Origin of the sequence: Promicromonospora thailandica, from assembly GCF_024171955.1 — a bacterium.
GTDB lineage: Bacteria > Actinomycetota > Actinomycetes > Actinomycetales > Cellulomonadaceae > Promicromonospora > Promicromonospora thailandica.
Genome location: NZ_JAMTCS010000012.1, coordinates 134,651 through 147,410, shown reverse-complemented (window position 1 = coordinate 147,410; position 12,760 = coordinate 134,651). Strand labels below are relative to the sequence as shown.

14 protein-coding genes are annotated in these 12,760 nt (G+C 73.7%); 7 read left to right on the top strand and 7 right to left on the bottom strand.

Annotation, left to right across the window (positions count from 1 at the left end):
* Positions 1-72: 72 nt before the first annotated feature.
* Genes APR03_RS19150 through APR03_RS19140 form a run of 3 tightly spaced genes read right to left on the bottom strand, consistent with a single transcriptional unit; the run spans position 73 to position 3,046 of the window.
* Positions 73-1,188 carry an FUSC family protein gene (locus APR03_RS19150; RefSeq protein ID WP_308216522.1) on the bottom strand — a complete coding sequence of 372 codons (1,116 nt, stop codon included), beginning with the start codon at positions 1,186-1,188 and terminating at the stop codon, positions 73-75.
* Positions 1,189-1,230: 42 nt separating this feature from the next.
* The gene (gene ygfZ, locus APR03_RS19145; RefSeq protein ID WP_253838224.1) at positions 1,231-2,382 is read right to left on the bottom strand and encodes a CAF17-like 4Fe-4S cluster assembly/insertion protein YgfZ; all 1,152 of its coding nucleotides are present in this window, start codon (positions 2,380-2,382) and stop codon (positions 1,231-1,233) included.
* 52 nt (positions 2,383-2,434) lie between these two features.
* Positions 2,435-3,046 (bottom strand): heme-binding beta-barrel domain-containing protein, encoded by a 612-nt coding sequence (locus tag APR03_RS19140; RefSeq protein ID WP_253838223.1) that lies wholly within the window; start codon positions 3,044-3,046, stop codon positions 2,435-2,437.
* Positions 3,047-3,198: 152 nt separating this feature from the next.
* Here APR03_RS19140 and APR03_RS19135 point away from each other — a divergent pair, with 152 nt between their 5' ends.
* Positions 3,199-3,558 (top strand): DsrE family protein, encoded by a 360-nt coding sequence (locus APR03_RS19135; protein WP_253838221.1) that lies wholly within the window; start codon positions 3,199-3,201, stop codon positions 3,556-3,558.
* 6 nt (positions 3,559-3,564) lie between these two features.
* On the opposite strand, the gene APR03_RS19130 is transcribed toward APR03_RS19135, so the two are convergent.
* On the bottom strand, positions 3,565-4,002 hold the full coding sequence (locus APR03_RS19130; RefSeq protein ID WP_253838219.1) for a DUF4395 domain-containing protein: 438 nt from the start codon (positions 4,000-4,002) through the stop codon (positions 3,565-3,567).
* The gene (locus tag APR03_RS19125; RefSeq protein ID WP_253838217.1) at positions 3,999-4,436 is read right to left on the bottom strand and encodes a thioredoxin family protein; all 438 of its coding nucleotides are present in this window, start codon (positions 4,434-4,436) and stop codon (positions 3,999-4,001) included. The genes APR03_RS19130 and APR03_RS19125 overlap by 4 nt, the downstream gene beginning before the upstream one ends.
* A gap of 243 nt (positions 4,437-4,679) precedes the next feature.
* On the opposite strand from APR03_RS19125, the gene APR03_RS19120 reads away from it, so the two are divergent.
* Entirely contained in the window at positions 4,680-5,336 is a 657-nt protein-coding gene (locus tag APR03_RS19120; RefSeq protein WP_253838215.1) for a YceI family protein, read from the top strand.
* A gap of 16 nt (positions 5,337-5,352) precedes the next feature.
* Here APR03_RS19120 and APR03_RS19115 read toward each other — a convergent pair whose 3' ends face one another.
* Positions 5,353-6,093 carry a hypothetical protein gene (locus tag APR03_RS19115; protein ID WP_253838213.1) on the bottom strand — a complete coding sequence of 247 codons (741 nt, stop codon included), beginning with the start codon at positions 6,091-6,093 and terminating at the stop codon, positions 5,353-5,355.
* Positions 6,094-6,348: 255 nt separating this feature from the next.
* On the opposite strand from APR03_RS19115, the gene APR03_RS19110 reads away from it, so the two are divergent.
* Both APR03_RS19110 and APR03_RS19105 read left to right on the top strand, forming a co-directional pair.
* Positions 6,349-7,173 (top strand): winged helix-turn-helix transcriptional regulator, encoded by an 825-nt coding sequence (locus APR03_RS19110; RefSeq protein ID WP_253838211.1) that lies wholly within the window; start codon positions 6,349-6,351, stop codon positions 7,171-7,173.
* Between the two features lie 61 nt (positions 7,174-7,234).
* Positions 7,235-8,194 carry an alpha/beta fold hydrolase gene (locus APR03_RS19105; RefSeq protein WP_253838209.1) on the top strand — a complete coding sequence of 320 codons (960 nt, stop codon included), beginning with the start codon at positions 7,235-7,237 and terminating at the stop codon, positions 8,192-8,194.
* Here APR03_RS19105 and nth read toward each other — a convergent pair.
* Positions 8,175-8,960, bottom strand: a complete 786-nt coding sequence (nth, locus tag APR03_RS19100; RefSeq protein ID WP_253838206.1) for an endonuclease III — start codon at positions 8,958-8,960, stop codon at positions 8,175-8,177. The genes APR03_RS19105 and nth overlap by 20 nt on opposite strands.
* Positions 8,961-9,091: 131 nt before the next feature.
* Between nth and APR03_RS19095 the strand changes: the two genes are divergently transcribed.
* Genes APR03_RS19095 through APR03_RS19085 form a run of 3 tightly spaced genes read left to right on the top strand, consistent with a single transcriptional unit; the run spans position 9,092 to position 12,689 of the window.
* The gene (locus APR03_RS19095) at positions 9,092-10,642 is read left to right on the top strand and encodes an MmgE/PrpD family protein (protein WP_253838204.1); all 1,551 of its coding nucleotides are present in this window, start codon (positions 9,092-9,094) and stop codon (positions 10,640-10,642) included.
* The gene (gene prpB, locus APR03_RS19090) at positions 10,642-11,547 is read left to right on the top strand and encodes a methylisocitrate lyase (RefSeq protein ID WP_253838202.1); all 906 of its coding nucleotides are present in this window, start codon (positions 10,642-10,644) and stop codon (positions 11,545-11,547) included. The genes APR03_RS19095 and prpB overlap by 1 nt, the downstream gene beginning before the upstream one ends.
* Positions 11,548-11,573: 26 nt before the next feature.
* Positions 11,574-12,689, top strand: a complete 1,116-nt coding sequence (locus APR03_RS19085) for a bifunctional 2-methylcitrate synthase/citrate synthase (protein ID WP_253838200.1) — start codon at positions 11,574-11,576, stop codon at positions 12,687-12,689.
* Positions 12,690-12,760: the final 71 nt, after the last annotated feature.

The window sequence follows — 12,760 nt, the reverse complement described above, 5'->3', positions numbered from 1 at the left end:
CACCCCGGCACCCGCAAGGAACTCTGCAGTCGACCGCCCGACGTCAGGAAGTCTGCAGTCGACCGCCCGCGGTCAGAGCTCCGGGAGGGCCTCCCGGGCCTCGCCCGGGGTCGCGCCCGCCGCCTCCAGCGTGTCCACCACCGGCGACCGCAGCAGCATGACCAGCGACTGCACCTGCCAGTCACCCTCCCCCACGGTCCGGGGGTCGATCCGGGCGGCCACCGCGGACAGCACCTCGCGGCTGCGGGCGCCGTCGCCACCGGAGCCGACGGCGGACGCCAGCTCGTGCACCCCCGCCGCGAAACCCTCGACCAGCTCGGCCACGGGGTCGACGTCGTGCCCCCGCTCGATCACGGGCGCCGCGCGGCGGATCAGCACGCGGATCGAGCGCATCGTGCGGTCCACGAGCACCGCCTGGCTCTCCAGCCGGGCCAGCTCGGCGCGGTACACCCGGCCCACCGAGATCTGCGCGAGCTCGCGCGCGCCGCGGGCGGCCTCCTGCCACTCGGCGAGCACCGGCTCGGAGGCCCGGCCCCGCACGAGGGCGGCACCGACGTCGTCCCGGTCGCGCGAGCGCAGGCCGCGGGCGAGCGTCTCCAGGGTCTCGGCGAGCTCGGTCACCGAGCGTTCGGCGAGCGCCCGCGGACGACGGCGCGTGTCGCCGGGCGTGAGCAGCACGACGAGCAGGGCCACGGCGCCGCCGGTCAGGGCGTCCGTCCACCGGCCGAGGGGTCCACCGGACACGGACGGCAGGCCCACCACGATGATCGCCTGCACCCCGGCCTGCGTGACCAGGAGCGCGCCCCGGTCGATGAACCGCGCGGCGACGGCGGAGATGAACAGCACCAGGCTCAGCTGCCACCAGCCGGAGCCGATCAGGTGCACGATCAGGTCGCCCATCGCGACGCCGACGGCCACGCCCACGGCCATCTCGGAGACGCGCCGGACGTCCCGCTGCGCGGTGAACCCGAGCAGCACCCAGGCCGCGACGGGTGCGAAGAACGGCTGCTCGTGCCCGAGCACGTACCGCGCGACCAGGTAGGCGACGCCCGCGGCCGCCGAGGCCTGCGCGATGGGGATCAGGCTCGACCGCGACCGGGTCCAGCCCTGCCGCAGCCGGGTACGCAGCATGAGCGTGCGCCTGGCCTTGTGCCACATCTCGTCGGCCGCCCCGGGCAATGAGCTCACGGGGGCATCCTCCCATCCCGCCCGGGGAACGGCCGGGAGCGGTCAGATCAGGCTGGCGGGGCCACGCAGGCCCGGGGTGAGCGGGCCGTGGGACTCCGGGCGGTCCACCGACATGCCGTCGCCCGGCACCACGATCTCCTGCGCCGCGGTCACCTCGAGGGGCTGCCCGGACACCTCGCCCGCGACCACGAGCTCCGTGTCCTCCGGGACGTTGCGCTTGAGCACCGCCAGCCCGATGGGGCCCAGCTCGTGGTGCCGCGCCACGGACGTGAGGGTGCCGACGACCTTGCCCGCGCCGCCGCCCGCCGCCGGGAGGCGCACCTCGGCACCCTCCTCGGGGAGCAGGTGCTGCGAGCCGTCGAGGTGCAGCATGACGAGGCGGCGCGGCGGCCGCCCGAGGTTGTGCACGCGCGCGACGGTCTCCTGGCCGCGGTAGCAGCCCTTGTTGATGTGCACGGCGGTGCGCAGCCAGTCGAGCTCGTGCGGGATGGTGCGGTTGTCGACCTCGCGTGCCAGGCGCGGGCGCCACGCCTCGACGCGCAGCGCCTCGGTGGCCCAGGTGCCGACGAGCGGCCAGCCCGCGGCCTCGCGCGCCGCGACCTCCGACTCCAGGTCGGCCCGCGGTACGAGCACGAGGCGCCACGGGCGGGCGGCGCCCGGGTGCTCGGACTCCGCCGGGCCGTAGCGCGTGCCGCCGCCGGTGACGTTCGGCCAGGCGTCGTGCCAGGTGACCGGCTCGCCCTCCGCGCCCTCGGCGGCCACGGGCTCACCGATCGCGGCCCACTCGTCGGTGGCGTCCGTGATCTCGACGCGCAGCATGAACTTCATGCGGTCGAGCCAGGCGGCCAGGGCCGGGGCCGAGGCCCGCTCGGTGACCAGCCAGGTGGCCTCGCCGTCGTCGACCACGCCGGCCGCGTGCTCGACGTGACCCTGCGGCGAGAGGACGAACAGCTCCGTGCTCCGGCGCGGCGCCAGGTCGTCGAGGTACTGCGACGTGATCGAGTGCAGCCAGCTCAGCCGGTCGGGGCCGGCGACCCGCACGATCCCGAGGTGCGACTGGTCGACGACGGCGCCGCCGCGCGACAGCGCACGCTGCTCGGCCGTCGGGTCGCCGTAGTGCCAGGCGACCCCGGCGTCGGGTCCGGCGGCGGCGACCGCGCCGCGCCGGCTCAGCAGGGGGCTCTCGTAATCCATGCTCACCTCAGGTGCAGCGTCCTCGGCCGGCGGGACATTCCCGCCGGGTCGCTCACTGCCGGTCCAGCTCCGCCGACGCGTAGGAGCGCAGCGGCTCGCCGAACGCGGCGAGCTCCTCGACCCACAGCAGCCGGCCCTGGACCAGCCCGTACAGCCGCTTCGACGCGCGCACCTCGGACGACGTCGACGTCCGTGCGATCGCGTCCGACGCCAGGTCGATGCGCCCGTTGCCCGCGGCGCCGACGTAGACCGTGATGCGGCCCGAGGCGTCGGCCACGAGCACCTCGAGCGCGTGCTTCTCGTCCTCCAGGCCCTCGGGCCGGTCGGTCGAGACGCGCCAGTAGCCGGTCTCCGTGGACCAGACCGTGCCGGCGTCCGCGACGTCGGTGCCGTCGGTCGGCTCGGCGGCCTCGGTCGGGTCCGGCACGGGTGCCGGCCACTCGCCGTCGGCGGGCAGCTTGTCCGGCACGGCGCCGTCGAGCACGCGCAGCGTGGACTCGAACCGCAGGTACGGGCCGCCGTCGTGGTCGAACACGAGGTCCTGCACGAACGTCTTCTTGCCGAGGGTCGGGTACTCGATCACACCCTCGCCGCGCCACCGGCCGACGAGCCAGGCGAGCGGGTAGACCTCGGGCGAGAGACCGTCGGGGAACGTGAACGTCATCAGCGCTGGCCGGTGTACAGCTTGTAGACGACGTAACCGGCGAACCAGGCGACCGCCACGGCGACCGCCACGATGAGGCCGGTGAAGATGAGCTCGAGGGCATGGATCGACATGGTCCCGATCCTAACGGTCCACGGCTTACAGTCCTTGGCATGCGTCAGCTCGTGATCAAGACCACTGCCGGCCTGGACCGGCCCGAGGCCACCAACCAGGCGTTCACCGTCGCCGCCGCGGCGGTGGCGTCCGGCGCGGAGGTGAGCCTCTGGCTCACCGGGGAGTCGGCCTGGTTCGCCCTGCCGGGACGCGCGGCGGACCTCGCGCTCGAGCACGCGACGCCGCTGCCCGACCTGCTGGACGCCGTCCTGGCCGCGGGCACCGTGACGCTGTGCACGCAGTGCGCGGCACGGCGCGGCATCACGGAGGCCGACGTGCTGCCCGGCGTGCGCATCGCGGGGTCGGCGCTGTTCACGGAGGAGATCCTCCGCGACGGCGCACAGGCGCTGGTGTACTGACGGGCCTCAGGCCCGGACCAGGCCCGTCCGCCGCATCAGCAGGTACAGCTCGCACCCGAGGCACAGGCCGATGACCGCGTTCAGCGCCGCGGCGACGAAGGCGACGGCGGCCGCGATCGGCACGGCGACGAGCACGCCGAAGGCGCCGAGCACCACGCCCACGGCGGTGACGAAGAGGCCGATGCCCTGCGCGAACCGCGGCGGGCGCCGGTCCTCCATCTCCGCGGGCGGGCCCAGGCGCGGGCGCACGAGCTTCTTGAAGAGGAACCCCTGCCAGGTGCCCTCGGCGCCGCGCAGCGTGCCGAGCAGGAAGCTCAGCAGGATGAACGTCAGCAGCCAGAGCCCCGCGGTGCTCGCGCCGAGCAGCACCACCGCCGCCAGCAGCACCGCGGTGATGCTGGCCCCCACGCGCGGTCCGCGCGGGTCGATCATCCCGTTGCTCATGCCTGCCCCTCTCGGTCGGGTCCGGCCACGGCGGCCGAGATCCGGGTCAGCGCCTGGCGCGCCTGCGTGTCGGAGACGACGCCGCTCATGCGGGCCACCTCCCGGCCACCGCCGTCGACCACGAGCACCGTCGGGGTGCGCAGCACGCCCAGGCTCCGCACGAGGTCGAGGTGGTCGTCCACCAGCACCTCCCGGTGGCCGACGCCGGAACCCGCCCCGGTGAGACCGCCCAGCACGCGTGCCGTCGACCGGCACGCGGCACAGACCTCTGCCGAGAACTGCACGAAGGTCACGCGGTCCTCCAGCGCGATCCCGGAGGCCGCCCAGTCGATCCCGGCCGGCGTCTCCCGCGGCGCGCGCACGGCACCCTGCCGGGCCGACCACCACACTCCGAGCGCAGCGGTGCCCAGCACGAGCACGACCAGCGCAATCACCTGTCCCAGCATTCCGCCCACGATGCCTTGTCCGGCGTGTCCGGACAACCCGGTGTCCGCGATAAGGACGGAATGAGGACGGTCACACTCCGGGTGAAGCACCCCCCCGGTGACCCGGGCGCGTGATTTCCTTGACCGGAACCCCTACCACCCCTGGCCTCCGTGCGCCGCGGACCCGGCAGCCGGTCCGGACCGCGGTGGTAGCGTGCATGCATTCGCATATATCTGGGAGAAATCGCTGGAATGGACGTTTTGCCAACCCGAACCTGGAACGGTCTGACCATTCCGGCGGCCGGGACGTACGCGCTCGACCAGAACCACAAGCGGCTCGGCTTCCTCGCCATGCACATGATGGTCAGCCCGGTGCGGGGCGAGTTCGCCGAGGGTGAGGCCACCGTCGTCGTCGCCGACGACCCGCTCGCGTCGCAGGTGTCCTGCACCATCCGGGCGGAGTCGATCGACACGCACGTGCCCGACCGCGACACGCACCTCAAGAGCCCCGACTTCCTGGACGTCGAGAACCACCCGACCATCGAGTTCCGCAGCACCGGCCTGCGCATGCAGGCCGAGGTCGACCCGATCTTCTCGTGGGCGCGCCTCAAGGCCGGCACGGGCGGCCGGCTCCCGCACGACCCGCAGGCCGACGGCGCCTTCACCAGGTTCCTCATGGACGGCCTGCTCACGGTGCGCGGCGTCACGCGGCCGGTGACGCTCGAGTGCGAGTTCGGCGGCGTGGGCCACGACCCCTACGGGCAGGACATCTTCGGCTTCCACGGCAGCTGCGAGATCGAGCGCGAGGACTGGGGCCTGCTCTGGAACGTCGCGCTCGAGGCGGGCGGCGTCCTGGTCGCCAAGAAGGTACGCATCGAGATCGCCGGCGAGATGATCCGGCAGGCCTGAGGCGCACGCCCGGGGCTCACAGGATGACCATGCGCCCCACGACGAACACGAGGATGCCGCACACCGCCACAGGCAGCGTGCTCGCCGAGAGGCCGGCCAGCCGCGCGCCGCGCGTCGGCAGGCGCTCCAGCAGCAGGTGCAGCGCGCCGACGACGAGCCCCGCGACCAGCCCGGACCACAGGCCGCTCACGGTGTCGATGTTCGGCAGGAGCGTCCCCGCACCGCCGCCCACCACGACCGCGGCGGCGGCGGAGACCCCGAGCGCGACCCACCCGCGCAGAGGCAGCGCGGACACCGCCGCGGCGACGGCCAGCGCCACGGCGCTCGTCACCACCAGCGCGGCCCCGGCGTCCGACCGCGCGGCCGCGATCCAGCCCGAGGCGGCGACGGCGGAGACGACCCCGGCCACCGTTCCCGAGACGGACTCGGTGAGCTGCGGCCTGCCGTCCCGGCGCAGCATCTGCGCCACGAACGCGAGCACGACCGCGCCCGCCAGCACGATCGGCAGGTGCCGCAGCACCGGCTCGCCGGGGGTGAGGTAGGTGACGGCCGCTCCCCCGACGCCGCACAGGGCCACGACCAGGCGCGTGCTGCCCGGTGCGGGCAGCCGCAGCAGCGACGGCCAGCCGAGCGCGACGAGGACCACCAGGACCACGACGGCCGCAGCGAGCGGGAGCGGCCGGGGCTGGACGTAGGACGCGGCGGCGACAACGGCCGCGAGCGCGGCGGTGGTCACGGCGCGGGTGGAGACGGACACGACCCAGAGTTTTCCAGAGTCTGTCCCGGTTCCCTCAATCGGGGCTTCCTGACCGCCGGGCAACAGCAGCGTCATGCGACCGTCACGGGCGCTGACCAGCATGGTGGTGACCAGGAAAAGGACGTGTAACATGCACGCAACAAGCAACAGGGCAGACTTCCGCACAGCCAGTTGGACGCGACGGGACGTCTCGCCACCCGCGGGACCCGAGCCAGGGACGGTTGCAAGACGCCGGTTCCGAGAGGAGGTGCGTCGATGGCAGAGCTGTTGATCCTCACACCCGTCACCGGCGGGTCGGCCGAGGTGCTTCCCGCGCTGGGGCTGCTGTCGCACCGGGTGCGGGTGCTCCCCATGGAGCCCTCGGCGCTGGTCGACGCCCCCGACGCGGACGTCGTGCTGCTCGACGCCCGCCGTGACCTCGTCGCCGCGCGGACGACGTGCCGCCTGCTGCACGCCACGGGCCTCACGGTGCCGCTCGTGCTCATCCTCACCGAGGGCGGTCTGACGGTCGTGACCCACGAGTGGGGTGCCGACGACCTGCTCCTGGAGTCCGCGTCGCCCGCCGAGGTGGAGGCGCGCCTGCGCCTGGTCGTGGAGCGCTCGGCGCGCGGCCCGGCCGAGGAGTCGCAGCAGGAGATCTCCGCGGGCGAGCTCGCGATCGACGCCGGCGGGTACACCGCCCGGCTCCGCGGCCGCCCGATCGACCTGACCTACAAGGAGTTCGAGCTCCTCAAGTACCTGGTGCAGCACCCGGGCCGTGTGTTCACCCGCGCCCAGCTGCTGCAGGAGGTCTGGGGCTACGACTACTACGGCGGTACCCGCACGGTGGACGTCCACGTGCGGCGCCTGCGCGCCAAGCTCGGGCCGGAGCACGAGCAGCTCATCGGCACGGTGCGCAACGTCGGCTACCGCTTCGACCCGCCCAAGGAGCAGCGCCCCGCCGAGGACCTCGCGCCCGCGGCCGACGACGCGCGCGGGACCGGCGCGAACGGGGCGCAGACGCCGGCGCCCGGTGCGAAGCCCACCGACGACCCCGGTGCGGGGACGACGGGGCAGCGGGTCGCGCAGACCGGCCACTGAGACGGGTTCGAGGACGGCCGGTACCGCGCGGACCCGGGACCGAGCGCGTAGGTTCTTACCCGTGACCGCACTCTCGGCCCGACCGGCCGTACGCACGGCAGCCACCACCGACTACACGTGCGCCCTGGTCGACGGCCCGTGGCAGCACGAGTTCGTGTCGTCGGGCGGCTCCCGGTTCCACGTGGTGGTCGCCGGCCCGGAGCACCGTTCGGCGCCCCTGGTGGTGCTGCTGCACGGCTACCCCCAGTTCTGGTGGGCGTGGCGCGCACAGATCCCCGCGCTGGCCGACGCCGGGTACCGCGTCGCCGCCATGGACGTGCGGGGTGCGGGCGGGTCGGACAAGCCGCCGTCGGGGTACGGGGTGCCGGCCCGCGCCGCCGACGTCGCGGGCGTGGTGCGCTCGCTCGGGCGCGAGCGCGCGGTGGTCGTGGGCCACGGGACGGGCGGCACGCTGGCCTGGGCGGTCGCGGCGCTGCATCCCGGCACGACGTCGGCGGTCGCCGTCCTGTCGAGCCCGCACCCCGCGCGGGTGCGGCTGGGCGGCCGGGCCGCGTTCACGCCGGCGGCGCTGCGCGAGCTGGCCTACCTGCAGATGCCCACGCTGCCCGAGCGCGCGCTGACCCAGGGCGACCTCGTGGCGCGCACCCTGGCCCTGGGCGCCGCGGCCCCGTTCCCGGACGACGCGGTGGAGCTCTACCGCAGCGCCATGCGCATCCCGTTCGCGGCACACTCGGCCGCGGAGGCGCTGCGGTGGGCCGTGCGGTCCACGCCGCGGATGGACGGCCGCCGGTTCGGGGCCGCCCTCCGCCGTCCGATCGACGTGCCCGCGCTGCAGCTCCAGGGCGGACGGGACGGCTTCGTCCGCGCAGATCGCGCCGACCTCGACGCCGTCGTCGTCGCGCGGGACCTGAGGTACGAGCTGATCCCGGACGCCGGGCACTTCCTGCCCGAGGAGGCGCCGGACCGCGTCAGCACGATCCTGCTGGACTGGCTGGCCCGCGTCAGCCCTGTGCCGAGGTAGCGCCCGGGGCGCGGCGGGGTGCCACCACGAGCGGCAGACCCGCCGAGGCCGGGCGGTCCGGCGCCCGGCGCACGAGCTTGGCCGCCTTGTCGGGGTCGGTCTCGCCGGCGCCGTACGACGGGCACAGGTGCGCGATGCTGCACGCCCCGCACGCCGGGGTGCGCGCGAGGCACACGCGCCGCCCGTGCCACACGAGGTGGTGGCTGAGCATGGTCCAGTCCTTCTTCGGGAACAGCTCCCCCACCTCGGCCTCGACCTTGACCGGGTCCTCCTGGGTGGTGAACGCGAGCCGCCGGGCGACGCGCCCGAAGTGCGTGTCCACGGTGATGCCGGGGACGCCGAACGCGTTGCCGAGCACCACGTTCGCCGTCTTGCGCCCCACCCCGGGCAGCGTCACCAGGTCCTTCAGGCGGCCCGGCACCTCGCCGTCGAACCGCTCGACGAGCGCGGCGCCCAGGCCGATCACCGCCCGCGCCTTGGCCCGGAAGAAGCCGAGCGGCCGCAGGATCTCCTCGAGCTCCTCCGGGTTCGCCTCCGCGTACGCGCGCGCGTCCGGGTAGCTGGCGAACAGCTCGGGCGTGGTCTGGTTGACGCGGACGTCGGTGGTCTGCGCGCTGAGCACCGTGGCGACCAGCAGCTCCAGGGGCGTGGTGAAGTCCAGCTCCGCGCGCGCGTCCGGGTAGGTCTCGGCGAGCGTACGGTTGACGCGCCGCGCCCGGCGCACGAGCGACAGCCGGCTCTCGGGGGCCTTCGGTGTCGTGGTCACCCCGCCACACTAGCGACCGCCACCGACACCGCCCGGGGCGGACGGTGACGTGTACCTAGGACGCGGAGTATGAGAAGGTCAAGGGCGCCCCGGACCCCACGACGGTCCCTGTGAATCGAGGAAGAGTCACCATGCCGTATACGCACCACCTCCGCGTCTACCCCTCCGCGGAACCGCTCGAGCGCACCGACCAGCTCGCGTGGAAGCTCGCGGAGCTCGCCACCGACACCGTCGAGCCGACGGCCGAGGTCACCGACATGGTGATCAACCGCGTCATCGACAACGCCGCCGTCGCCGCGGCCAGCCTCACGCGCGGTCCCGCCGTCGCCGCCCGGTCGCAGGCCCAGGCGCACCCCTACACGCCGGGGTCCACCGTGTTCGGCCTGGCCCCCGAGGCCACGAGCAGCCCCGAGTGGGCCGCCTGGGCGAACGGCGTCGCCGTCCGGGAGCTCGACTTCCACGACACCTTCCTCGCCGCCGAGTACTCCCACCCGGGCGACAACATCCCGCCGATCCTGGCCGTCGCGCAGCACGCGGGCCGCGCCGGCGCCGAGCTGGTCCGGGGCATCGTGACCGGCTACGAGATCCAGGTGGACCTGGTCCGCGCGATCAGCCTGCACAAGCACAAGATCGACCACGTGGCGCACCTCGGCCCGTCCGCGGCTGCGGGCATCGGCACGCTGCTCGGGCTCGACACCGAGACCGTGTTCCAGGCGATCGGCCAGGCCCTGCACACCACCACCGCCACGCGACAGAGCCGCAAGGGCCAGATCTCGACGTGGAAGGCCCACGCCCCCGCGTTCGCGGGCAAGCTCGCCGTCGAGGCCGTGGACCGCGCCATGCGCGGCCAGACCTCCCCCGAGCCGATCTACGAGGGCGAGGACGGCGTCGTCGCGTGGCTGCTGGACGGGCCGGACGCCGCCTACGACGTGGTGCTGCCCGGCCTCGGCGAGCCGCGCACCGGCATCCTCGACACCTACACCAAGGAGCACTCCGCGGAGTACCAGGCGCAGGCGATCATCGACATGGCCCGGGCGCTCGGCACCGAGCGCCCCGAGCTGCGGGATCCCGCGAACGTCGCCTCGATCGTGCTGCACACCAGCCACCACACGCACTACGTCATCGGCTCGGGCGCGAACGACCCGCAGAAGTACGACCCGACGGCGTCGCGCGAGACCCTCGACCACTCGGTGCCGTACATCTTCACGGTCGCGCTGCAGGACGGCGGCTGGCACCACGTGGACTCCTACGCGCCCCAGCGCGCGCAGCGCCACGACACGGTCGAGCTGTGGCGCAAGGTCACCACCGCCGAGGACGCGGAGTGGACGCGCCGCTACCACTCGACGGACCCGGCGGAGAAGGCGTTCGGCGGCCGCGTCGAGATCACGCTCACCTCGGGCGAGGTCGTGACGCGCGAGATCGCCGTCGCCGACGCGCACCCGCTCGGCGCCCGGCCGTTCGCCCGCGCGAACTACGTCGCGAAGTTCCGCACCCTCGCCGCGGGCGTGCTCGCCGAGGACGAGATCGAGCGCTTCCTCGGCCTGGCCGAGCGGCTGCCCGAGCTCACGCCCGCCGAGGTCCGCGAGCTCACGATCGTCGCGGCGCCGGGGGTCGTGGAGTCCGTCCAGGCACCCACCGGCCTGTTCGAGCTGGGCGCGCCCGTCGAGGCGGGGGCCCGCTGATGCTCTACTCCCGGCTCACTCCCGCCGCCAAGCGCCGGGCGTTCCGCGAGGCCCTCGCCGGACCGGACCTGCTGCGCCTGCCGGGCGCGTTCAACCCGCTGAGCGCGACGCTCATCCAGGACAAGGGGTTCGACGGCGTCTACGTCTCCGGCGCGGTGCTGTCCGCCGACCTGGGCCTGCCCGACATCGGTCTCACCACCCTCACCGAGGTGGCCGGCCGGTCCGCGCAGATCGCCCGGGTCACCGACCTGCCCGTCCTGGCCGACGCCGACACCGGGTTCGGCGAGCCGATGAACGTGGCCCGCACCGTCCAGACCATGGAGGACGCCGGCGTGGCCGGCATCCACATCGAGGACCAGGTCAACCCCAAGCGCTGCGGCCACCTCGACGGCAAGGAGGTCGTCGGGCTGGACGACGCCGCGCGCCGCGTCCGGGCCGCCGTCGACGGGCGCCGCGACCCCGACTTCCTGGTCATGGCCCGCACCGACGTGCGGGGCACCGAACCCGGCGAGCGTGGTCTCCGGCTCGCGATCGACCGCGCCAAGGCGCTCGTCGACGCCGGGGCGGACGCCATCTTCCCCGAGGCCATGGCGGACCTGTCGGAGTTCGAGGCCGTGGCCTCGGCGCTCGACGTTCCGGTGCTGGCCAACATGACGGAGTTCGGCAAGTCCGAGCTCTTCACGGCCGAGCAGCTGCACACCGCCGGCGTCAGCCTCGTCATCTACCCCGTCACCCTGCTGCGCATCGCGATGGGCGCCGCCGAGCGCGCGCTCGACCACATCGCCGCGGCGGGCACGCAGGCCGACCTGGTGCCCGAGATGCAGACCCGCGCCCGGCTCTACGAGCTGAACGACTACGCGGCCTACAACCACTTCGACTCCAACGTCTTCACCTACAAGCCCTGACTGAGTCTCGACACGAAGGAGTGCGCATGACCGAGACCACCGAGATCCGGAAGGGTCTGGCCGGTGTGGTCGCCGACACGTCGGCGATCTCGAAGGTCAACCCGCAGACCAACTCGCTGCTGTACCGGGGCTACCCGGTGCAGGAGCTGGCCGCCCGGAAGTCCTTCGAGGAGGTCGCCTACCTGCTGTGGCACGGCGAGCTCCCCACGCCCGCGCAGCTCGCCGAGCAGACCGCCGCCGAACGCGTGCACCGCGAGCTGCCGGACAACATCCGGGACGCGATCCTGGAGCTGCCCACCGACTGCCACCCCATGGACGTGTGCCGCACCGCGGTGTCGATCCTGGGTGCGCACGACCCGCAGGCCGAGGACTCCTCGCCCGAGGCGGAGCTCGCCAAGGCGCTGCGCCTGTGGGCGGTCCTGCCGGCCGTCGTCGCGCTGGACCAGCGCCGCCGGCGCGGCCAGGAGCTCGTGCCCCCGCGCGAGGACCTGGGCTACTCGGCCAACTTCCTGTGGATGACGTTCGGCGAGGAGGCGGAGCCGGCCGTCGTGCAGGCCTTCGAGGCCTCGATGGTGCTGTACGCCGAGCACTCGTTCAACGCGTCCACGTTCACCGCGCGCGTCATCACCTCGACGCTCGCCGACCTGCACTCGGCCGTCACGGGCGCCATCGGCGCCCTCAAGGGCCCGCTGCACGGCGGCGCGAACGAGGCCGTGCAGGCCACGTTCGAGGAGATCGGCTCGGCGGACAAGGCCGAGGCGTGGCTCGACGACGCCCTGGCGAGCAAGAAGAAGATCATGGGCTTCGGCCACCGGGTCTACAAGAACGGCGACTCGCGCGTGCCGACCATGCGCGCGGTGCTCGGCGACCTCGCGGAGCACTACGGCAAGACCGAGGTGCTCGACCTGTACGAGACCCTCGAGAACGCCATGGCGAGCCGCAAGAACATCAAGCCCAACCTGGACTACCCGGCCGGGCCGGCGTACCACCTGATCGGTTTCGACACGAACATCTTCACGCCGCTGTTCGTGGCCTCCCGCGTCACCGGGTGGACGGCGCACGTGATGGAGCAGCGGGCCGCCAACTCGCTGATCCGGCCCGTCTGCGAGTACGTCGGACCGGAGCAGCGCGAGGTCCCCTGACCGAGGTAGGCGGACGCCCGTTCCGAACTCCCAGGTCGCACCCCTAGGATTTATGGACGGGCGTCCTACTT

What these genes read in the sequence shown, in the direction of transcription:
- ygfZ (WP_253838224.1), bottom strand. Translation starts at nt 2,382, where the DNA reads ATGGATTACGAGAGCCCCCTGCTGAGCCGGCGCGGCGCGGTCGCCGCC.
- APR03_RS19140 (WP_253838223.1), bottom strand. Translation starts at nt 3,046, where the DNA reads ATGACGTTCACGTTCCCCGACGGTCTCTCGCCCGAGGTCTACCCGCTC.
- APR03_RS19135 (WP_253838221.1), top strand. Translation starts at nt 3,199, where the DNA reads ATGCGTCAGCTCGTGATCAAGACCACTGCCGGCCTGGACCGGCCCGAG.
- APR03_RS19130 (WP_253838219.1), bottom strand. Translation starts at nt 4,002, where the DNA reads ATGAGCAACGGGATGATCGACCCGCGCGGACCGCGCGTGGGGGCCAGC.
- APR03_RS19120 (WP_253838215.1), top strand. Translation starts at nt 4,680, where the DNA reads ATGGACGTTTTGCCAACCCGAACCTGGAACGGTCTGACCATTCCGGCG.
- APR03_RS19110 (WP_253838211.1), top strand. Translation starts at nt 6,349, where the DNA reads ATGGCAGAGCTGTTGATCCTCACACCCGTCACCGGCGGGTCGGCCGAG.
- APR03_RS19095 (WP_253838204.1), top strand. Translation starts at nt 9,092, where the DNA reads ATGCCGTATACGCACCACCTCCGCGTCTACCCCTCCGCGGAACCGCTC.
- prpB (WP_253838202.1), top strand. Translation starts at nt 10,642, where the DNA reads ATGCTCTACTCCCGGCTCACTCCCGCCGCCAAGCGCCGGGCGTTCCGC.
- APR03_RS19085 (WP_253838200.1), top strand. Translation starts at nt 11,574, where the DNA reads ATGACCGAGACCACCGAGATCCGGAAGGGTCTGGCCGGTGTGGTCGCC.